Raw genomic sequence first — 20,011 nt, forward strand, 5'->3', positions numbered from 1 at the left:
GTTCACCTCACGCGGGTGTGGCGGGTGTGGCCGTTGACCAGCAGCTCCAGCTGCAGCTGCTCCGTGTGGTTGTTGACCTGCACGAGGCAGTCCAGCCTGAAATGCAGTTCCAGCGGGGCATGACAATCGGGCATGGCCTTGAGCGTTCGCACGTGCACACGCGGCTCAAAGCGCTGAAGGGTGCGGCGGATGTCTGCGCCCACTTGCTTCAGGAGGTCGCCACTGCTGACGTCGTGCCCGTTGAAGTCACGCAGGCCCAGCTCAGGGCTGCTTTGTGAGCAACCCTGGCGAGCGTTGAGCAACGTTTCCAGGTGGCACTTGATGGCGGCGAACTTCTGGGAAGCGTTCTCCTGCAGGGAGGGTTCGCGGCTAACTGACTGATCCACCTTCAAACGGCTGAAAAGACCACTCATTGCGTGTCGAGCCGCCCGACCAGGGAGATCTCGAAGTTGGCACCCATGTATTTGAAGTGTGGGCGCACGGCGAGTGAAACCTGGTACCAACCCGGGTCACCGGTAACGTCCGAGACTTCAACCCTGGCTGCACGCAGCGGGCGGCGGCTGCGAACATCGGCGGAAGGGTTTTCCTGGTCGGCGACGTATTGCTTGATCCATTTGTTGAGCTCGGATTCAAGGTCCCGCCGTTCCTTCCAGCTGCCGATCTGTTCGCGCTGCAGCACCTTGATGTAGTGGGCAAGCCGGTTGACGATGAACAGGTAGGGCAACTGGGTGCCAAGCTTGTAGTTGGTCTGGGCCTGCAAGCCCTCAGCGGTTTTCGGGAAGTGCTTGGGTTTCTGCACCGAGTTGGCGGAGAAGAACGCCGCGTTATCGCTGTCTTTGCGCATGGTCAGGGCGATGAAGCCTTCTTCAGCCAGCTCGAATTCCTTGCGATCGGAGATCAGCACTTCGGTCGGGATCTTGGCCTGCAACTGGCCCAAGGATTCGTACAAATGAACCGGCAGGTCTTCGACGGCGCCACCCGACTGTGGGCCGATGATATTCGGGCACCAGCGGTAGCGGGCAAAGCTGTCGTTGATGCAACTGGCCAGCAGGAACGCGGAACTGCCCCAGAGATAGTTATCATGCCGGCCGTCGATGTTCTCGTCGTAGTTGAAGCTGCTGATCGGCTGGTCCTGATGGTGGTAGACGGAGCGAAGCATGAACCGCGGCCCGGTCAGGGCCACGTGACGGGCGTCCTCGCTTTCACGGAAAGCCCGCCACTTGGCATGCCGAGGCCCTGCAAAAATGTCTTTGATTTCCTTGAGATTGGGCAGCTCTTCGAAACTGCTCAAGTTAAAGAATTCGGGGGACGGCGCTGCGAGAAAGGGCGCATGCGCCATGGCGCCCACCGAGGCCATGTAGCTCAGCAGTTTGATGTCCGGTGAGGACGGGCCGAAGTTATAGTCACTCACCATGGCCGCAACCGGTTCGCCACCGAATTGGCCGTAACCGGCGGTGTAAACGTGTTTGTACATGCCGCTGGATGTGATATCAGCCGCATGTTCGAAGTCATCGAGCAAATCGGCTTTGCTGACATGCAACACTTCGAGCTTGATGTTTTCGCGGAAGTCCGTGCGGTCGACCAGAAGTTTCAGGCCGCGCCATGAAGACTCAAGCTGCTGGAACGCGGGCTGATGCACGATGGCGTCCATCTGCTTGCTGAGCACCCGGTCCAGTTCCGCAATCATCTGGTCGACGCGGTGCTTATTGATAAGTTGCTCTGGGTCATGGTTTTTGAGGATGTCGGCAATAAAGGCAGATACACCCTGCCGGGCGACCTGATAGCCCTCTTGCGCAGGCACCAGTTTGGTTTGCGCCATGATCTGGTCGAGCAGCGTGGTAGGGCTCAATGTTTCTGCAGGGGTATCAACGGCGACAGTAGTGCTGTTTTGCTTTGGCATGGGTTCGCTCCGTTGTCTCAGTCTTCTTTCGGCGCCTCAAGCACCAGGTCCAGTTCTTTGGCGAGCTGCTTGCGGGTCTGCTCATTGCTCAACAGGTGTTGCAGTTGCTTGCGGAATGTCGGCACGTTGCCCAGCGGGCCCTTCAGGGCGACCAGCGCCTCGCGCAGCTCCAACAGTTTGTTCAGTTCGGGTACCTGTCGAGCGATCTGGTCCGGCCCGAAGTCATGGATGGACTTGAACTGCAGGCTGACCGCCAGCTCGGCGTCGGGGGCGGTGCTGAGCAGGGAGGGCACTGACATGTCCAAGCGCACATCGGCGTCGCTCAGGACGTTGTTGAAGCTGTGTTTATCAATGCGCATGACCGCGCGGTCTTCTAGCGCCCGGCTGTCATCCAAGCCGAAATCGCCCAGGACGAGCATCTTGTGGGGCAGCTCTACTTCGGCCTGTTCGTCACCGGTGGCAGGAACATACTTGATGTTTATGCGCTCTTTAGGCGCAACGGAACCTGTGTTTTTTGACATCGAAACTCAACTCCTTGATTGTTTTTTTATGGGTCCATGCAAGGCAATGTTTATCATGTGTTTAATGTTATTAGTTGTTGTGTAGGAGGCTTCCTACATATTGTTATTTTTCGCGGCGGTTGATGCGCTCTTTATAAAAACATGCATGCAGGTGTGTCTTTTGGTCGAGTGAGAAAGTGTAAGAAAATATTTGTTTGTGTGCGGTTGGTACTGTGTACTAGGCTCGTGATCACTTCGATTTAGTTGGTGGTGTGCGTGTGTGCGCTTGCGAAGTTTTTACATTTAACAAGTGGCCGTGGTCATAAGAATATTTGCAGAGAGTGGAGGGGAATGAATATGCGCTGTGCCTATGGCGCCGGTCTTTCGTTGGTGTTTTTCCTGCAGCCGGTGCTGGCAAGCCCTATTCAGGACTGCCCCGCGATCGTGTCTAACATCGAGCGGTTGGCCTGTTTCGACCAGGCGGCCGGCACACCTGCGCACAAGGCGAAAAAACAGTGGTCAGCACCGGAGCTGGAGGCAACCAGCGTGTTACGGGTGATGGCAAATGAGGCCACACGTACGGCAGATGACCTGACGTTTCGCATTGGCAGCCAAAGCGAGGGCAGTGAACGCGCACCTGAATGGGTCATTTCGGCCCCCGCCATTGCCTCAGGCGATGACCCTTCCTATCTGGCCATCAGTTGCATACAGAACATCTCCCGCCTGCAGTTGATTGCCAGGCAGCCCATCGGCGCCAGCTGGGTGACTGTGCGCCTGAAGGGGGAAGGCGGGTCTACGAATGCGACGCGCTGGCAGGTGATGGAGAACGGGCAAGTGCTCGACGCGGGGCGAGGTTTGCCGGCGATCGAGCAGATCAAGCAGCTGATAGGGGCGCAGCGCATCGAAGTTGTGAGTGATCACAACGAAGTCGATGGGCTGATTTTTGATGCGCAAGGTCTGGACCCTTTGATCCGCCAGGTGCGAAGCACATGCCGGTGGTAGCGCAAGTGCCTGCGCAGCACATCACTGGGTTGCTTGCACCGATTGATCCGGCGGTCCCTGCTGGGCTGTTCGATGTGGAGGACGAAACCTACCAGGCCATTGACCAGGAGATGGTCAAGCTGGGCGGGCTGCAGGAAGCCTCGATCGACTGGGTTTACATTGAAGAGGCGTCCCGGCTTTACCTGAGCCAGCAATGCAAGCACCTGCGCATCGTCTCTCACCTCAGTGTTGCGTGGTTGCGCAGTGGCTGCTGGGAGCGCTGGGGCTACACGTTGGCGTTGTTGGCCGGCATGGTCGAACACTACTGGGAACCCGCTCATCCAAAGCCCGGCCCTAAAGGTTTCCTGGGCAAACGCAAGCTGGCGGCCTTGATGCTCAACCGCTTGATCGAAGCGTTGCCGCGCCTTGACCGCTTCACCTATACGCCGGCGCTTGCGGCGGCGGCGCAGCAAGCGTTGACGTGCCTGCAACAGCAGCAGGGCATCGCCCAACTGGACGCGGGCCTGCTGGGCGAACTGCAGCGCTTGCTTAGTAAACACACGGCGGTTGCCGACGGCGTCGGCGAGCCTGCTGCACCCAAGGCGCCTGCGGCAAGCATTGATGTTGCGCCGCTGGCCGAGGTCATCGCCACACCCATGCCACGTGTATCAATGGGCAACGAGCGAGAGACACGGCGGTCCGTGTTGACCATGGCCGAGCTCATCAATCAACAGGACCCGTACGACCCGACCGGCTATCAGTTACGTCGTTTTGGCTTGTGGGCGCACCTCCAGGCAGCACCCCAAGCCAGGCAGGGCGGCAACCGTACGGAACTGATGGCGGTTCCGTTGGATATAGCAGGGGCCTACGAAGACGCTATCGCCGGCACGGTGATTGACCCGGGGTTGCTGCAGCGGATCGAAAAGAGTGTGGCGGCATGCCCCTTCTGGATTCGCGGCAGTTTTCTGGCCGCGACTACCGCTTCGCGGCTGGCGATGGGCGAGGTCGCTGAGGCGATCCGCGCGACTACGGCGCGGTTCGTACAGCGTATGCCCGCCCTGCAGCAGTTGGGCTTCAGCGACGGCAGGGTGTTTGTCGATGACCAATGCCTGGCTTGGCTCAAGGGCGGTCAGGGGCAGGGCGAGCAGGGTGCCCCCACTCATGAGTTCAGCGGCTTGCGCGAGGAGTTGGTCAGCCAACTGGAAAGCGGCGGCGTAGAGCCGGTTCTGCTCCGCTTGCAAGCGCTGCAGGCGGATTTTCGTGCCCCTCGTGATCGCTGCCATACCACCGTGATTGCTGCTGACTTGCTGGCGGCGCGGGGCGTGTCCTGGCTGGCCCAGGACCTGTGCGCCGGTGTGGCCCGCACGATGCAGCAAACCACCGCCGACGCCTGGGAGCCTGAGGTGTTCCAGCGGCTCCAGCAATACGCCACAGCCCCAGCGTTGGCCAACCAGAACAAGGACCAAGAGCCCTCATGAATCAACTATGGAAGCAACTCAAACGCTGGGGCTTGCCGGTGGCTACGCGCATTGGCCTGGCACTGCCGCTGCTGTTGGCTATTGGCGCTGCGCTGATGTTGGTTGCCATCTGGTGGCTTGGCCCGCACTGGACATGGCGTGAACAACAGCCACTGGCGAGCGTGGCCCATCGAAGTCTGGCGAGCCTGGTGCTCGTGCTGGTGCCCTTGGTGTGCTGGCTGGTCATACTGCGTGCGCGCTTTCGCCGCCTGCAAGCTGAGCAGGCTCTGGCAATGGCTGCCGAGTCGGACCCTGCGCTGCCCTTCGTCCACGCCCAAGAGAAGGCGTTGAACCAGGGCCTTGCGCGGTTTCTGGACAATGCAGGCGGTCGACGGGCTTTGTATCGGTTGCCGTGGTATCTGGTACTGGGTGATGAGCATGCCGGCAAGAGCAGCTTCATCGATTGCACCGATCAGAGTTTTTCCCTGACGCGTATCGACAAGGCCCAGGCACGCGGCCGGCAGGCCGAAACGCTTGCTTACCCGGTGGGGTGGTGGATCAGCAATGATGCAGTGATCATCGACCCACCCGGCGCCTTCATCAGTCAGGGCGCGCTGGCAAGCTCGCCGAACAGTGAGCCCGCGGTATCTGAAGGCACCCAGGGCAAGTTGTGGAGCCATCTGTTGGGCTGGTTGCTGCGCAATAGAAGCCAGAGAGCGCTCAATGGCTTGTTGCTGGTTGTCGACCTGCCCGGGCTGTTGCATGGGTCACCTGAGCAACGCACGGCATTGGCCCATGTGTTGCGCACACGCTTGCACGAGGTAAGCAGTCAGCTGGGTTCGCGCTTGCCACTGTATGTGGTGCTCAGCAAATTCGATCTGCTCGATGGTTTTGATCCTTTCTACAGCAAGCTCTCAGCGGCCAGCCGCGCAAACATGCTGGGGTTCACGTTCAAGCTGGATGCGGTCGAAGCATTCGACGCCTGGCTGGACGAATACGCTGAACACTACGATCGCTTGATTTGCCAGCTGTTCGAGCAGGTCGTGGACCGTATCGATTCAGTGGGCAGTGCACCCCTGCGCGCACGGCTGTTTTCCTTGCATGCGCAGTTGATCGGGCTGCGGCCGATATTGCTAGGGTTTCTACGCGAGGCCTTGGCGAGTGACCGTTTCACCACCCCGGCCTTGGTCCGTGGTGTGTATTGGTCATCCGTCACGCAGCAAGGCGAAATGCGTAATGCATTCATCCGAGAAGCGGCTCAGCCCTATAAAACGAAGCTTCCCTTGCGTGAAGGTAAGGCGCCAGGCAAGGCGCTGGTCTACTTCGTCCAACGGGCTTTTGCGCGGGTGATCTACCAGGAGGCCGGCCTTGCCGGGGACAATGTCAAGGTGGCTCGCAGCAAGCGCCAATTGCTGTGGGTGGGGTCTGGCGTAGGCCTGCTTGCGTTCTGCATCGCCATTGCCAGTTGGCAACGCTACTTCGATATCAATGGCACCAAGGCCGCCGGGGTGCTTGCCAAGAGCCGGGAGTACAGCCATCACGAAGTGGATCAGCGCCTGGACCCGACCGGCCGCAATTTGCTGGAGCCACTGGACCAGATCCGTGATGCGGTATCGGTGTTTGGCGATTACCGTGCTGCGTGGCCTGGTGTGGCGGATTTGGGCCTGTATCAGGGCCGCGCCATCGGGCCCCGGGTGGACGAAGCCTACCTGAGCTTGCTCTCCAAGCGCTTCTTGCCGGCCTTGGCCAGCGGAGTGATCGATGCCATGAACGCGGCGCCCCCCGGCAGTGAGCAGCAAATGGCGGCGCTCAGGGTTTACCGTATGCTCGAAGACCGCAAGAGCCGCCGGCCTGAATGGGTCGAGGAGTGGATGGCACGGCAGTGGCAACAGGCGTTTCCAGGCCAGGGGCAGCTGCAGCGCGACCTCATGCAGCACCTAGAATATGCCTTGGCGTATGCCGATGCAGATCTGCCGCAGTTCCGCCAGCGGGTCAGTGAAGTGCAGCAGGCATTGCGCAAGGTGCCGTTGCCACAGCGGGTGTATGCAGGCCTCAAGCAACAGGCCCAGGAGCAGCTACACATCGGCTTGGACCTGCGTCACCAGGTGGGCCCGGCGTTCGATGTGGTTTACCAACCGTCTGCAGGGGCCGGACGGGAGGATAACCTTCTGCTGGCCCCCATGCTGACCGCCAAAGGCTACACGGCGTATTTTGAACCGCGCAGCCAGCGGTTCGCCGAGATGGCGATGATCGACCAGTGGGCCCTCGGCGAACGCGCTCAACTTGACTATTCGGACGCCGACCGGGAGGCGCTGAGCGAACGCTTGCGCAATCTGTACAGCACCGACTACATCGATAGCTGGCGGCGTGCCCTGAATGCGTTTGCGGTGGCTGACTTTCGCGACCTGGATCATGCTGTCGTGATCCTGCAACAGCTGACGGGGCCTGCGGCGCCGCTGCAGCGGCTGCTGGATACCGTGCGCGAAAACACGTCGCTGTCCTCGGCAGCAGGCATTGAAGCGCCGAGTGAGGCTGCTGCGCTGCAGCCTGCAAGTCGCCCACCCGCGCAACAACAGACGTTAGCGATTCAGCGGGCATTCGCGGGCCTCAGTGCCATGTTGCAGGCAACAGGCGATAAACCGAGTTACTACGATGAAACGCTCGCCGCCATTGCCGCCGTCCACGACTATGCCAAGGCGGTGCAGGACAGCCCCGACCGAGGTAAGGCAGCCCTGCAAGCGGTGCATCAGCGCTTCTCGATGACGGGGCACGACCCGATCGGTACCTTGCAGCGTGTTGCGACGGGGTTGCCGGAACCCCTCAACTTCCAGGTAAGAAAAGTCGCGGATCAAACCGCGCGGGTGTTGAACGTGGAAGCGTTGCGTGAACTGGAGCGACGCTGGGACGTTGAAGTGTACAGCTTCTTCCAGCAACGCCTGGCGGGGCGCTACCCCTTCGTGGTGAAAGCGCCCGATGCCTCTCTGGAAGACTTCGAGGCGTTCTTTGGGCCGAAGGGTCGCCTGCAACAGTTCAATGATCAGTACCTGAAGGTGTTCCTGAACGACAACCTCGAAGCCCTGCAGTCAGGTCAGGGGCAGTCCTTGATCCGCAGCGACGTGATCGAACAGTTGGCGCTGGCAGACCGCATCCGCGAGACCTTCTTCGACCAGCGCGGCAACCTGAGTGTGCAATTCAGCATCGAGCCGTTGGGGCTCAGCGCCAATCAGCGTACCAGTCTGCTGGACCTGGATGGCCAGTTGATTGCTTACACCCATGGTCCAAGCCAGATCAGCGGGGTTGTCTGGCCCAATACCCTGGGGCGCAAAGTGCGCAGCAACCTTACGTTGCTCCGGCAGAACGGCAATAGCAGCAGCCTGGAGTACCGCGGGCCTTGGTCGATGTTCCGCTTGCTTAGCCGCGGCTCGCTCAATGGGCGCACCGCAACCAGCGTGGACCTGAGCTTCAGGACCGGAGACGGCGTGATGCGCTATCGGCTGAATGCTGAAAAAGCCTTCAACCCGATTACCCAACAGCCTTTCAAAGGCTTCCGCTTGCCGCGTGGCTTGTTGCAGCTGCCACCCAAGGTTGCACTGGCCGGGCAAGCGGACGGTACGTAAGAGGACGTTACCTGGACCGCGTCAACAGCCCATCCAGCACCACCTCGCAGGCCGCGCCCCAGCTGGCACTCACTGGCTGATGCATCAGTACCGCCAGCCCATCGGCGGTAAAGGTGCCTGGCGTGGCAATCGCCTGCCCCAACGCCTTCAGCGTGTGCTCGGGCTGACGCTGGGCACTGGTCACACAGTCGTGCAGGTTGCCCAGCACCAGAGCACGCGCTTCGGCAGCCGGCAGACCCTTGTCGGTCAGCCATTGCTGCAAATCGTGCAACAGGAAGTAGAACCAGCCGTTCATGCACGCGGCAACCGTGGCCAGCTCGAACGCGGCTTCATCCTGCAGCACCACCAGGTTGCCCAGCGCGCCCAGGCCCTGCTCGGTAGGCACGTCCGGCGGGCAGACCACCACGGTGGCCTGATTGTGTTGCGCCGCGTAAGACAGCATCACGCGCACGCAGTGGGCCGCAGGGAAGGCCGCTTGCAACTGTGCCAGGCCCACACCCGCCGCCAACGACAGCAAGCGTTGCCCGGGGCGCAGGCGCACCTCGCTGGCGAGTTGTGCCAGCGCTGCCGGGCGCACGCCCAGCATCACCAGCTCGGCCTGATCGACCACCGCCTGGTTGCTCGGCAGTACCTGGCAACCTTGCGTGTGGGCCAGCGCTTCGGCGCGCTGGGCGTTGCGTGGCGACAGCAGGATCGCGCCGTCGAAACCACTGCTGCGCAGGCCCATCACCACTTTTTCGGTCAGCTCGCCGACCCCGAGAATACCCAGACTATGCATGATGCCTCCTTGTCAGCTTTCCAGGCCGGCACGGCGCTGGCCCCAGTGCAGGTTCAGGTTCACGCCCATGCTCAGCAGCGGCTCCGGTGGGTTGCGGTTAGGCCCCGCCGAGCTCAGCAGGAAGTCGATCAGTTCGTCGCGTTCACCGCTCAGCCAATCGGCCAGCAAGGTACCGGTAGCGGTGCCCCGGGTAATCCCCAGGCCGTTGCAGCACAGCGCGGCATGGACATTGGGTGCCAGTGTGCCGAAGTGCGACAGGTGGTTGCGCGACAGGCACATCGCGCCGCCCCAGGTGAACTCGAACGGCGTACCCAAGAGCATCGGGAAGCGCCGTTCGAACGACGCCCGGTGCTGCCGAACGGCCCGCTGCAAGTGGCGCTGATTGGCACGGCCGTCGGCGTTGAAGCTGAAGCTGTTGCGCACCAGCAGGCGCTGGTCCGGGGTGCGCCGCAGGGTGCTGCCGAACGGGTCGGCGGGGATGATGCCCCAGCTTGCCTTGCCGCCCAGGCGTGCCTGTTCGTCTTCGCTCAGGGGGCGGGTCATGCTGGCGTAGGTGAAGATCGGCAGCAGCCGGCCCGGCAAAAAGCCGAAGTATGAGGCGAAGGCGTTGTTGGTCAGCAGCAATTGGTCGGCAACGATTTCGCCGTGGGCGTGCTTGAGGGTGATGCGCGAGCCCTGTTCAAGGCGGGTGATGGTGGTGTGTTCGTACAGCGTCACGTTGCCGGGCAGGCTTTGCGCCAGGCCTTTGGCCAGGGCGGCCGGCTGCAGCAACTGGGTGCCGGGCGTGTACAGCGCCTTGCGGTAGAACGACGTGCCGAGGTGTGCCGGCAGGTCATGGGCATCGATCATCTGGTAGGGCTGGCCGAGTTTTTCCAGGCCGCTGCGGTAGGCTTCCAGTACGGCCAAGCCCTTGTCTTCGACGGCGGCCTGGTACTTGCCGTCCGGGCGTAACTGGCAGTCGATGCCGTGTTGGCCGATCAGCTTGTGCAGTATCGACTGCGCGCGCAGGTTCAACTTGAGGTTCATTCGCGCAGTGGCCAGCTCACCGATGTAGTCAGGCGCACCGATGTCGTGGGGCAGGTCGATGGCAAAGCCCGAATTGCGCCCCGAGGCGCCGAAGCCGACTTCCTGGGCTTCCACCAGGATGATCTCGTCGTCGGGGTGATGCAGCGCCAGTTGCCGTGCTGCCGCAAGGCCGGTGAAGCCGGCACCGAGCACCACCCAGCGCGCTTCGCTCCGCCCCCGATGCGCGGCGCAGGGCTGGCGCCGGGGGCTGAGGTGGAACCAGCCGCAACCGTTGTCGTCCGCAGGGGTAGAGGTGTTTCTGTACATGGGGTTTATCCGTGTTGTTTTCCTCACTGTCGCACGACGCACGCGGCGGGCATATAACGGGAGTGACGGGTCGTGGGAGGTTTTGAATTGACCTTTGCGAGTTGCTCGTGATTTGCTCGGTTGGCCGGTGATTGGCCCATGCAACGGCCCCCAGCAGCCAACGATCATTCAAAGGAAACTGAAGGTCTGCCATGTCCGAATACAAACTTCACTGCTTCGCAGAATCCGGTAATGCCTACAAAGTCGCCCTCATGCTTGAACTCACCGGCCAGGCCTGGCAGCCGGTGTTCGTCGACTTCTTCAACGGCCAGACCCGCGAGCAATCCTGGCGCGATGACGTGAACGAGCAGGGCGAGGTGCCGGTGTTGGAGCACGCTGGCAAGTCGCTCACCCAATCCGCGCTGATCCTCGAATACCTGGCCGAACAGACCGGCCAGTTTGGCCCGCGCGATGAGGACGAGAAACGTGAAATCTGGCGCTGGATGCTGTTCGACAACCACAAGTTCACCAGCTACTACGCGGCGCTGCGGTTCATCTACTGCCTGAAAAAGATGGGCGAAACGGAGGTGACCAAGTTCTTGCGTGACCGCGCCACGGCGGCCTATCGCATCGTCGATGCGCACTTGGCCAAAACCCCCTTCATGGTCGGCGGGCGGTTGACCATCGCCGACCTATCGCTGGCGGGGTATGTGTTCATGCCTGAAGACACCGGTATCGCGCTGGCCGAATTCACCCATATCGAGGCCTGGAAAGCGCGTATCAAGGGCACACCCGGTTGGAAGCACCCGTACGACCTGATGCCGCGCACAGCGACCGTTTAGGCGCCATTCGGATGACTGGTCGGCGACAAGCCGGGCGGCATGACTACGCTCAGGACGTAAGAAACATTTTGCAATAACTGGCCAGCTGGCCCTGAAGGACCTCGTTCACTCGCTGCAGATGGAAGGCCGCACTGGTTGCAGGTCGCCCCACGGGGTGCCGGAACTCATGGGGTGCCCTGTGCAACCCCGTGCTACTCCAAGCGGAGGCACATCATGCTCAAGAAATACTTGTTGGCTTTGGCGATCGGCGCGGTTTTGTCAGCGTCGGCAGTTTTGGTGCCTGACTCCATGGGCGGTGCGTCCAGTGCGTATGCGAAGGATGGCGGCGGTGGAGGTGGCGGTCATGGTGGCGGTGGTGGTGGCCATGGCGGCGGAGGTGGAGGTGGAGGCCACGGCGGTGGCGGTGGTCACGGTGGTGGCGGCGGCAGTGGCGGCGGTGGCGGTGGCCATGGCGGCAGTGGCAGCGGACACAGTGGCGACGGCGGCGGACATGCCAGCTCAGGTCGGGGTGACAGCGGACGTAACGGGGCCGATGATGGTGCCAACCATGAGGCCAACCACAATGTGGGAGAGGCCCACGGTGTAGGGCACGGCGCGGACGACGGTCCCGATCATGATGTCGGAGACGATCATGGAGGTGACCGCACGTAGATTTTGAGTTGCCAGTACTGGCCTCTTCGCGGGTACTGGCAACGCACCTCTCAGATCGACAGCCGCACCACCCGGTTATCCAGCGCCTGCTGCGCCTGGTCACGCCGCTTGTTCACCATCAATTCCCCAATCGCAATCAGCCGGGTTCGTGTGATGTTGCGCGACAACCCCCTCTAACTATGTGGCACCGCCTTGCTCGCCACATTCCCCGCATACTCCGGTTTCAGATGCCCCTGCTCATCCAGCAGGTAGGCATCCATCACCTCACGCACCACAGGCCCCGCCACGCGCCCGCCCGCTTCACCATTCTCGATCATCACCGCCACCACCACACTCGGGTGATCAGCCGGTGCAAAGCCGACGAACAGGGCGTTGTCGCGGTGCCGCTCCAGGGTCTTGTTGCGGTTGTAGCGCTCGCCCTGCTTGATCGCCACCACCTGCGCCGTGCCGCTCTTGCCGGCGATGCGGTACTGGGCGCCGGCTGCCGAAGCGCGGGCGATGCCGCGTGGGTCGTGCATGACCATCTGCATGCCCTGGCTGACCTGGTCCCAGGCGTGCTTGTCGTGCAGCACGATGTCGGGCATGGGGTTGGGGTCGACCGGCGTCTCGCCGCCCACGGTCATGGCCAGGTGCGGGCGGTGCCACACGCCCTTGCTCGCCAGCAGGCTGGTGGCCTGGGCCAACTGCAGCGGGGTGACCTGCATGTAGCCCTGGCCGATACCCAAAATCAACGTCTCGCCGGGGAACCAGGCCTGGCGCCGTGTGGCACGCTTCCACTCGGCGGACGGCATCAGCCCGGACGCTTCTTCGAACATGTCCAGCGACACCTTCTGCCCCAGGCCGAACTCGGCCATGTAATCGTGCAGGCGCTCGATCCCCAGCTTGTGCGCCAGGTCATAGAAGTAGGTGTCGTTGGACCGCATGATCGCGGTGTACATGTCCACCCAGCCGTCGCCGCTGCGGTTCCAGTTGCGGTACTTGTGCGCGTAGTTGGGCAGTTCGTAGTAGCCCGGGTCGAATACCCGGCTGCCAGGTGTGATCACGCCGCTGTCGAGGCCGGCGATGGCCACTTCCGGTTTTACCGTCGAACCCGGCGCATACAGGCCGCGCAATACGCGGTTGAACAGCGGGCGGTCGATCGAGTCGCGCAGGGCGGCGTACTGCTTGAAGCTGATGCCCTTGACGAACAGGTTGGGGTCGAAGCTTGGGTTGCTGACCATCGCCAGCACGTCGCCGTTGGCCGGGTCCAGTACCACTACCGAGCCGCGTCGATCGCCCAGGGCTTTTTCGGCGGCCAGTTGCAGGTGGGCATCCAGGCTCAGGGTGATGTCCTTGCCGGGGGTCGGTGCCTTGTGGTTGAGCACACGCATGACCCGGCCCTGGGCGTTGGTCTCGACTTCTTCGTAGCCCACCTGGCCGTGCAGCTGGCTTTCGTAAAAGTGCTCGATGCCGGTCTTGCCGATCGACTGGGTGCCCCGGTACTCGGTGCTGTCGAGGGTCTTGGCTTCTCTTTCGTTGATGCGCCCGACATACCCCACCGAATGGGCGAAATGCTCGGCCAGGGGGTATTCGCGGATGAACTGCGGCTCTACATCAAGGCCTGGCAGGCGGAACTGGTTGACCGCAATCAGGGCGATCTGTTCTTCGTTCAAGCCGACCAGCAGGGTGACCGGCTCGAACGGTTTGCGGCCGCGGCGCAGGTCCTTGTCAAACTGTTTACGGTCATCCTCGGTCAGGCTCAAGACCTGCGCCAGGGTATCGAGCACTTTGGCCGAATCGCCTGCCCGTTCACGGGTCATGGTCAGGTCGAAACTGGGTTTGTTGTCTGCCAGCACCACGCCGTTGCGGTCGTAGATCAGGCCGCGCTCGGGGGCGATGGGCAGCACGTGCACGCGGTTGTTTTCCGACACGGCGCTTTGCTGGTCATGCTGCACGACCTGAAGCACATAGAGGCGGCCCACCAGGACGGCGACCAGGCTGAAGACCAGGGCAGCGCAGGCCAGTAGCCGGCGATTGACCAGGTGCTTTTCCTTTTCGTGGTCCTTGAGGGGGATGGGTTGGGGCATGGGGAACTCTGAGGGGTAGCGGTGTGGCCGGGCAGCGGCCCCAGGGCCGGCGATGCTACGCAACGCGTCCTTTTCCCTCAAGGCAGGCAGGCGTTGGCGGGGGCTGGCGATCGGCCGTTGGCCCCCGTGATCAGGGTGCTTACGGGCAACATGAAGATTTGTTCATGGCTGCGCTCGTTGGCGTGATGAATGGCTCGCAGAAAGGTACTTTGTGGATCCATAAAAACAGGTGTGCGGTAAACGAACGGAAAAACTAAAAATTGCTAAATTCATAAGTAATTGAAAATACTGGTAAAAATAATAGATATTTTTGGGTGACTGCCAATTTCTGTGCCGTGTGGTGGTTTAGCCAAAATTCACCATATTGTCTATGGATCCATTATCTGGTTGATTAGCGCCTGACGACGGCCAGAGCCCTCCGGCCGTGCGCGACAACAATTACAAGAAGGGTCCAGTCATGAATGGCTTATCACGGGCGTGGAACCGTCACGGTTTCTGCTGCTCGCCTTGCGTGTGCACGTCTTCTCTCTCGTCTGTGGTCAGCATCGGCCGGCAGGTGACCCCATGAACACCGACCTCAAGCAGCGTCTGGACAATGACCCGATGGGCCGATTCCAGTGCCTGGCCATTGGTATCTGCATCGTGCTGAACATGATCGATGGCTTCGATGTGCTGGTGATGGCCTTCACGGCGGCTTCGGTTTCTGCAGAGTGGGGCCTGAGCGGGGCGCAGGTGGGCCTGTTGCTCAGCGCCGGCCTGTTCGGCATGGCGGCCGGGTCGCTGTTCATCGCGCCGTGGGCCGACCGTTTCGGCCGGCGCCCGCTGATACTGTTTTGCCTTGCGCTCTCCGGTATTGGCATGCTGCTCTCGGCCTTGAGCCAGAGCCCGTTGCAACTGGCGCTGCTGCGCGGCCTGACCGGGCTTGGCATTGGCGGCATTCTGGCGAGCAGCAATGTGATTGCCAGCGAATATGCCAGCAAACGCTGGCGCGGCCTGGCGGTGAGCCTGCAGTCCACCGGTTATGCCTTGGGCGCCACGCTTGGCGGCTTGCTGGCGGTATGGTTGCTGGGCCATTGGGGCTGGCGCTCGGTGTTTCTGTTCGGTGGCATCGTCACCGTGCTGGTGATCCCCCTGGTGCTGTTGTGGCTGCCGGAATCGCTGGACTTCTTGTTGGCGCGTCGCCCGCGTAATGCCCTGGCGCGGGTCAACCGCCTGGCGGCCAAACTGGGGCAGCCGGCACTGTCAGCATTGCCGGCGCCACAGCTCAAGGTGCCAGGCGCTGCCACCGGGTTCAGGCAGTTGCTGACACCCGACATGCGCCGCACCACCCTGGTGATCTGGTTGCTGTTCTTCCTGGTGATGTTCGGGTTCTATTTCGTCATGAGCTGGACGCCAAAACTGCTGGTTGCCGCAGGCCTGTCGGCGCAGCAGGGCATCACCGGCGGGGTGCTGCTGAGCGTTGGCGGCATCCTCGGGGCGGCGCTGATTGGTGGCTTGTCGTCGCGCTGGCCACTGAGCCGCGTGTTGTCGATGTTCATGCTGATCACCGCCGGGCTGCTGGTGCTGTTCGTGGCGAGCGGTTCATCGGTCAGCGCAGCGCTGGCGTTGGGGCTGCTGATCGGGCTGTTCTCCAACGGCTGCGTGGCGGGGCTGTATGCCCTGTCGCCGGTGGTTTATGACGCTTCAGTGCGCGCCACCGGGGTGGGCTGGGGCATCGGCATCGGCCGGATCGGCGCCATCCTGTCGCCGACCGTGGCCGGCGTGTTGCTCGATGGTGGCTGGCAACCGCTGCACCTGTACGGGGTGTTCGCCATTGTCTTCGTACTGGCCGCAGGTTGCCTGCTGTTGCTCAGGCCAGCGGCAAGGCCGGCGCAGCCCGCCATGGTCGACGCCTAGGCCTGGCCATCGATGATCGCCTCGGCGACCGTCGCGCAAAACCATTGCAGGGCGGCAGAGTTGTCGCTGTTGGGGTGCCAGTTCAGCGAGACATCGAACGCGGCCACCTGGAAGGGCAACTCAAGCATCTTCAAGCCGCCGTCCTGCATGAACAGCCTGGCGATCTGGGCTGGCAATACCGCCAGCAGGTCGGTGCCGGGGATGATCTTGGGCAGCACCGAGAAGTGCGGCACGTGCAGGCTGATGCGGCGCTGCACCTGCATGCTGTTCAGCACATCCTCGACGCTGCCGTGGCCGGTGGTGCGGGTGACGGTGATGTGGCGCTCGGCAACGAACTGCTCAAGGCTGAGGCTGTCGCCGATGCGCGGGTGGGCGCTGCTCAGCAGGCAGACGTAGCGCTCGTGCATCAGCACCTGGCTGCGGGTGCCGGGCACGGGTGGGCGGCAAATCGCAGCGTCGATCTTGCCACTGGCCAGCCAGTCGCCCACCTGGTCGACCTGCAAGGGCAGCACTTCGACCTCGGCCTGCGGTGCCTCGCGGTTCAGGCGCGCCAGAATCAGCGGCAAAAAGCCCATTTCGCCAAGGTCGGAGAGGGCGATGCGAAACCTGCGCTCGGTGCTGGCAGGGTCGAACTGGCGGGTGCTCTGCACGGCGCTTTCGATGCGCGTCAGTGCGTCGCGCAGCGTCGCGTACAGCTGGTCGGCAACGAACGTCGGCTGGATGCCGTCACGGGTGCGGCTGAACAGGGCGTCGTCGAACAGCTCGCGCAGGCGCGCCAGGCCATAGCTCACCGAAGGCTGGGTGACGAACAAACGCTCGGCAGCGAGGGTGACGCTGCGGGCTTCGTAAAGGGTGACGAAGGTGCGGATCAGGTTCAGGTCAATGTGGCTCATGGGCACTCGCGTCGTGCATGGTCATATAGATCAGTTTTATTTTTGCCAAAGATAGTATCGATTTGATCAATTTGGTAGCGGCTGCAAAAGTAACCCAAATTCTAAAAACGAGCTGCAAGGGTCTTTATGAAAACTGTTCACAGCGCCGCCTACGACATCCTCCGCCAGCATGGCCTGACCACCATCTTTGGTAACCCTGGCTCCAACGAGCTGCCGTTTCTCAAGGGCTTCCCAGAAGACTTTCGCTATGTCCTGGGCCTGCATGAAGGGGCGGTAGTGGGCATGGCCGACGGCTATGCGCTTGCCAGCGGCCAGCCGACGTTCGTCAACCTGCATGCCGCGGCCGGCACCGGCAATGGCATGGGCGCACTGACCAACGCCTGGTACTCCCACAGCCCGCTGGTGATCACCGCCGGCCAGCAGGTACGCAGCATGATCGGCGTGGAGGCCATGCTGGCCAATGTGGACGCGGCGCAGTTGCCCAAGCCGCTGGTCAAGTGGAGCCACGAACCGGCCTCGGCGCAGGATGTGCCGCGTGCCCTCAGCCAGGCGATCCATGCTGCCAGCCTGCCGCCACGCGGCCCTGTGTATGTATCGATCCCTTATGACGACTGGGCCTGCGAAGCACCGAAGGGCGTCGAGCATCTGGCCCGTCGACAGGTGGCCAGTGCCGGGCTGGCTTCGCCGGCACAGGTGCAGGGGCTGTGCGAGCGCTTGTCGGCGGCGCGCAACCCCGTGCTGGTACTGGGGCCGGATGTCGATGGCTGCGGGGCCAACGGCCTGGCGGTGCAACTGGCGGAAAAGCTGCGCATGACCGCCTGGGTGGCGCCGTCGGCCTCACGTTGCCCGTTCCCGACGCGGCATGCGTGTTTCCGTGGAGTACTGCCGGCCTCGATCGCGGGCATCAGCCGCTGCCTGGCGGAGCACGACCTCATCCTGGTGGTGGGGGCACCGGTGTTTCGCTATCACCAATATGCACCGGGCGACTACCTGCCTGCCGACTGCCAGCTGCTGCACCTGACCTGCGACCCTGGCGAGGCCGCGCGCGCTCCGATGGGTGATGCCCTGGTCGCGGATATCGCGCTGACACTTGAAGCCCTGGTGGCGGGGGTGACGCCGAGCGAGCGGCCCATGCCGGTGGCCTTGCCGCAGCCGGAGCCGGTGGCCGACGACGGCGGGCTGCTGCACCCGGAAACGGTCTTTGAGCTGATCGACCGCCTGGCCCCCGCCAACGCGATCTACGTCAAGGAGTCCACCTCCACGGTCGGTGCCTTCTGGCGGCGTATTGCAATGCGTGAGCCGGGCAGCTACTTCTTCCCGGCCGCAGGGGGCTTGGGTTTCGGCCTGCCAGCGGCGGTCGGCGTGCAGCTGGCATCCCCCGAGCGGCGCGTCATCGGCATCATCGGCGACGGCTCGGCGAACTACGGCATCACCGCGCTGTGGACGGCTGCGCAGTACAACATCCCGGTAGTGTTCATCATTCTGAAGAACGGCACTTATGGGGCGCTGCGCTGGTTCGCCGATGTGCTGAACGTGAGCGATGCGCCAGGGTTGGACGTGCCAGGCCTGGACTTTTGCGCCATCGCCCAGGGGTACGGCGTACAGGCTGTGCAGGCGCAAACCGGCGCCGAGTTCGCCCGTGCGTTCAGCGCGGCCCTGGCGGGTAACCGCCCCGTGCTGATCGAGGTACCGACCCAGACCATTGCTCCCTGAAGCATCGGGCAACCGCCGCGCGTGGCGCGAAACACAACAACAATAAAAAACCGAGGTGGCTATGAAGACGACTTCCGTCAGTGAAGTGATCGATGCTGCACCCTTTAATCGCACCCACCTGCTGATACTGCTGTGGGGCTGTTTCATCATGCTGTTCGACGGCTATGACATGGTGATCTACGGCTCGGTGGTGCCGCGCCTGATGCAAGAGTGGCAACTCAGTGCAATCGAAGCCGGCACCCTGGGCAGTTGTGCACTGTTCGGCATGTTGTTCGGCGGCACCTTGCTGGCGCCGCTGGCTGACCGTTACGGGCGGCGCAAGCTGATTATCCTGACCACCTTGCTGGCCAGTTGCGCCGCCTTCATGACCGGGCATGCGAGCACCCCGCTGCAGCTCGGTGCATGCCGCCTGGTGACGGGGTTGGCGCTGGGGGCGCTGGTGCCGAGCGCAGTGAACCTGATCAGCGAATTCGCCCCCCAGGGGCGGCGCAGCACCATGATCACGATAATGTCCAGCTTCTACTCGGTGGGTGCGGTGCTGTCGGCCCTGCTGGCGATCGTGGTGATCCCGCAGTGGGGCTGGCAGGCGGTGTTCTACGTGGCCGTGCTGCCAGTGCTGGCGGTGCCGTTCATGCTGCGGTACTTGCCTGAGTCGGCGGCGTTTCTTGAGCTCAAGGGCCGCCGTGACGAGCTTGATCGGCTGCTGGTCAAGGTCGACCCGACGTTCCGCCCAGGCACCGAGCTGCGCCTGCAGGGCGCCGGCCAGCCGGTGCGCACGGCGCGCGTGGCGCAGTTGTTCGGCAAGGGCCAGGCATTGGCAACCTTGCTGCTGTGGGTGGCCTTCGCCATGTGCATGCTGATGAGCTACGGCCTCAACACTTGGCTGCCCAAGTTGATGGCGCAGGGGGGCTATCCGCTGGGCTCGAGCCTTGCGTTTCTGGTGACGCTGAACATCGGCGCCACGCTGGGCGCGCTGTTCGGCGGCTGGCTGGCCGACCGGCTTGGGGTGCAGCGCACCCTGGCGCTGTTCTTCGTGCTGGCCGCCCTGTCGCTGGCGGCATTGGGCCTGCAGCCTGGCCCTGTGCTGCTGAACCTGCTGTTGCTGGTTGCCGGGGCCACCACCATCGGCACCCTGGCAGTCATCCACGCCTATGCCTCGATTGCCTACCCCGCGCACATCCGCTCCACCGGCGTCGGCTGGGCCGCCGGCATCGGCCGCCTGGGTGCGATTGCAGGGCCGATGCTCGGTGGCAGCCTGCTGTCCATGCAGTTGCCGTTGCAGCAGAACTTCCTGGCTTTCGCCTTGCCGGGGGTGATCGGTGCGCTGGCCATCGTCTGCATCCACGTGCGTGCACCGCAACCGGCCGACGCGCCGGAAGCGGCCAACAAACCTACGTTTTGACCAA

The 20,011-nt window shown here is 62.6% G+C and carries 16 protein-coding genes and 1 pseudogene; 7 read left to right on the forward strand and 10 right to left on the reverse strand.

From position 1 onward, the window contains the following. Positions 1–2: 2 nt before the first annotated feature. From tssE to tssB, 3 genes are read right to left on the reverse strand one after another with little or no spacing between them, the layout of a single operon-like run. On the reverse strand, positions 3–413 hold the full coding sequence (tssE, locus tag PC358_RS02120) for a type VI secretion system baseplate subunit TssE (protein WP_033697204.1): 411 nt from the start codon (positions 411–413) through the stop codon (positions 3–5). Beyond that, positions 410–1,900, reverse strand: coding sequence for a type VI secretion system contractile sheath large subunit (tssC, locus tag PC358_RS02125; protein ID WP_033697206.1), 1,491 nt, complete (start codon positions 1,898–1,900; stop codon positions 410–412). The genes tssE and tssC overlap by 4 nt, the downstream gene beginning before the upstream one ends. 17 nt (positions 1,901–1,917) lie before the next feature. Further along, positions 1,918–2,421, reverse strand: a complete 504-nt coding sequence (tssB, locus tag PC358_RS02130; protein WP_033697208.1) for a type VI secretion system contractile sheath small subunit — start codon at positions 2,419–2,421, stop codon at positions 1,918–1,920. Between the two features lie 330 nt (positions 2,422–2,751). Between tssB and vasI the strand changes: the two genes are divergently transcribed. The 3 genes from vasI to tssM are packed head-to-tail and all read left to right on the forward strand — an operon-like array spanning position 2,752 to position 8,455. Further along, positions 2,752–3,402 (forward strand): type VI secretion system-associated protein VasI, encoded by a 651-nt coding sequence (gene vasI / locus PC358_RS02135; protein ID WP_077068371.1) that lies wholly within the window; start codon positions 2,752–2,754, stop codon positions 3,400–3,402. Next, positions 3,390–4,859, forward strand: a complete 1,470-nt coding sequence (gene tssA / locus PC358_RS02140; protein WP_033697209.1) for a type VI secretion system protein TssA — start codon at positions 3,390–3,392, stop codon at positions 4,857–4,859. Before vasI ends, tssA begins: the two co-directional genes overlap by 13 nt. Continuing rightward, the gene (gene tssM / locus PC358_RS02145) at positions 4,856–8,455 is read left to right on the forward strand and encodes a type VI secretion system membrane subunit TssM (RefSeq protein ID WP_033697211.1); all 3,600 of its coding nucleotides are present in this window, start codon (positions 4,856–4,858) and stop codon (positions 8,453–8,455) included. Before tssA ends, tssM begins: the two co-directional genes overlap by 4 nt. A gap of 7 nt (positions 8,456–8,462) precedes the next feature. Here tssM and PC358_RS02150 read toward each other — a convergent pair whose 3' ends face one another. Beyond that, a complete protein-coding gene (locus PC358_RS02150; protein ID WP_033697213.1) occupies positions 8,463–9,233 on the reverse strand; it encodes an NAD(P)-binding domain-containing protein in 771 nt (256 codons plus the stop codon). Positions 9,234–9,245: 12 nt separating this feature from the next. Then, entirely contained in the window at positions 9,246–10,565 is a 1,320-nt protein-coding gene (locus PC358_RS02155) for an NAD(P)/FAD-dependent oxidoreductase (RefSeq protein ID WP_033697215.1), read from the reverse strand. Between the two features lie 191 nt (positions 10,566–10,756). On the opposite strand from PC358_RS02155, the gene PC358_RS02160 reads away from it, so the two are divergent. Continuing rightward, entirely contained in the window at positions 10,757–11,386 is a 630-nt protein-coding gene (locus PC358_RS02160; RefSeq protein ID WP_033697216.1) for a glutathione S-transferase family protein, read from the forward strand. 258 nt (positions 11,387–11,644) lie between these two features. On the opposite strand, the gene PC358_RS28355 is transcribed toward PC358_RS02160, so the two are convergent. The 4 genes and pseudogenes from PC358_RS28355 to mrdA form a co-directional block, all read right to left on the reverse strand. Continuing rightward, on the reverse strand, positions 11,645–11,878 hold the full coding sequence (locus tag PC358_RS28355) for a hypothetical protein (RefSeq protein WP_033697217.1): 234 nt from the start codon (positions 11,876–11,878) through the stop codon (positions 11,645–11,647). A gap of 6 nt (positions 11,879–11,884) precedes the next feature. Continuing rightward, complete coding sequence (locus tag PC358_RS28260) at positions 11,885–12,019, reverse strand: hypothetical protein (protein ID WP_256577332.1); 135 nt, start codon at positions 12,017–12,019, stop codon at positions 11,885–11,887. A gap of 68 nt (positions 12,020–12,087) precedes the next feature. Further along, a pseudogene (locus PC358_RS26795) lies at positions 12,088–12,207 on the reverse strand (sigma-54-dependent Fis family transcriptional regulator); the annotation flags it as partial. Positions 12,208–12,210: 3 nt separating this feature from the next. Continuing rightward, entirely contained in the window at positions 12,211–14,103 is a 1,893-nt protein-coding gene (mrdA, locus tag PC358_RS02170) for a penicillin-binding protein 2 (protein ID WP_033697218.1), read from the reverse strand. Positions 14,104–14,667: 564 nt separating this feature from the next. Here mrdA and PC358_RS02175 point away from each other — a divergent pair. Continuing rightward, on the forward strand, positions 14,668–15,999 hold the full coding sequence (locus tag PC358_RS02175; RefSeq protein ID WP_033697219.1) for an MFS transporter: 1,332 nt from the start codon (positions 14,668–14,670) through the stop codon (positions 15,997–15,999). Here the strand turns inward: PC358_RS02175 and PC358_RS02180 are convergent. After that, positions 15,996–16,892 carry a LysR family transcriptional regulator gene (locus tag PC358_RS02180; RefSeq protein WP_033697222.1) on the reverse strand — a complete coding sequence of 299 codons (897 nt, stop codon included), beginning with the start codon at positions 16,890–16,892 and terminating at the stop codon, positions 15,996–15,998. The genes PC358_RS02175 and PC358_RS02180 overlap by 4 nt on opposite strands. A 126-nt stretch (positions 16,893–17,018) precedes the next feature. Between PC358_RS02180 and mdlC the strand changes: the two genes are divergently transcribed. Both mdlC and PC358_RS02190 read left to right on the forward strand, forming a co-directional pair. Then, positions 17,019–18,605 carry a benzoylformate decarboxylase gene (mdlC, locus tag PC358_RS02185; protein ID WP_033697224.1) on the forward strand — a complete coding sequence of 529 codons (1,587 nt, stop codon included), beginning with the start codon at positions 17,019–17,021 and terminating at the stop codon, positions 18,603–18,605. Positions 18,606–18,666: 61 nt separating this feature from the next. Continuing rightward, positions 18,667–20,007, forward strand: a complete 1,341-nt coding sequence (locus PC358_RS02190) for an MFS transporter (protein WP_033697225.1) — start codon at positions 18,667–18,669, stop codon at positions 20,005–20,007. Positions 20,008–20,011 lie beyond the last annotated feature (4 nt).

Origin of the sequence: Pseudomonas capeferrum (genome assembly GCF_000731675.1) — a bacterium.
Taxonomy (GTDB): Bacteria; Pseudomonadota; Gammaproteobacteria; order Pseudomonadales; family Pseudomonadaceae; genus Aquipseudomonas; species Aquipseudomonas capeferrum.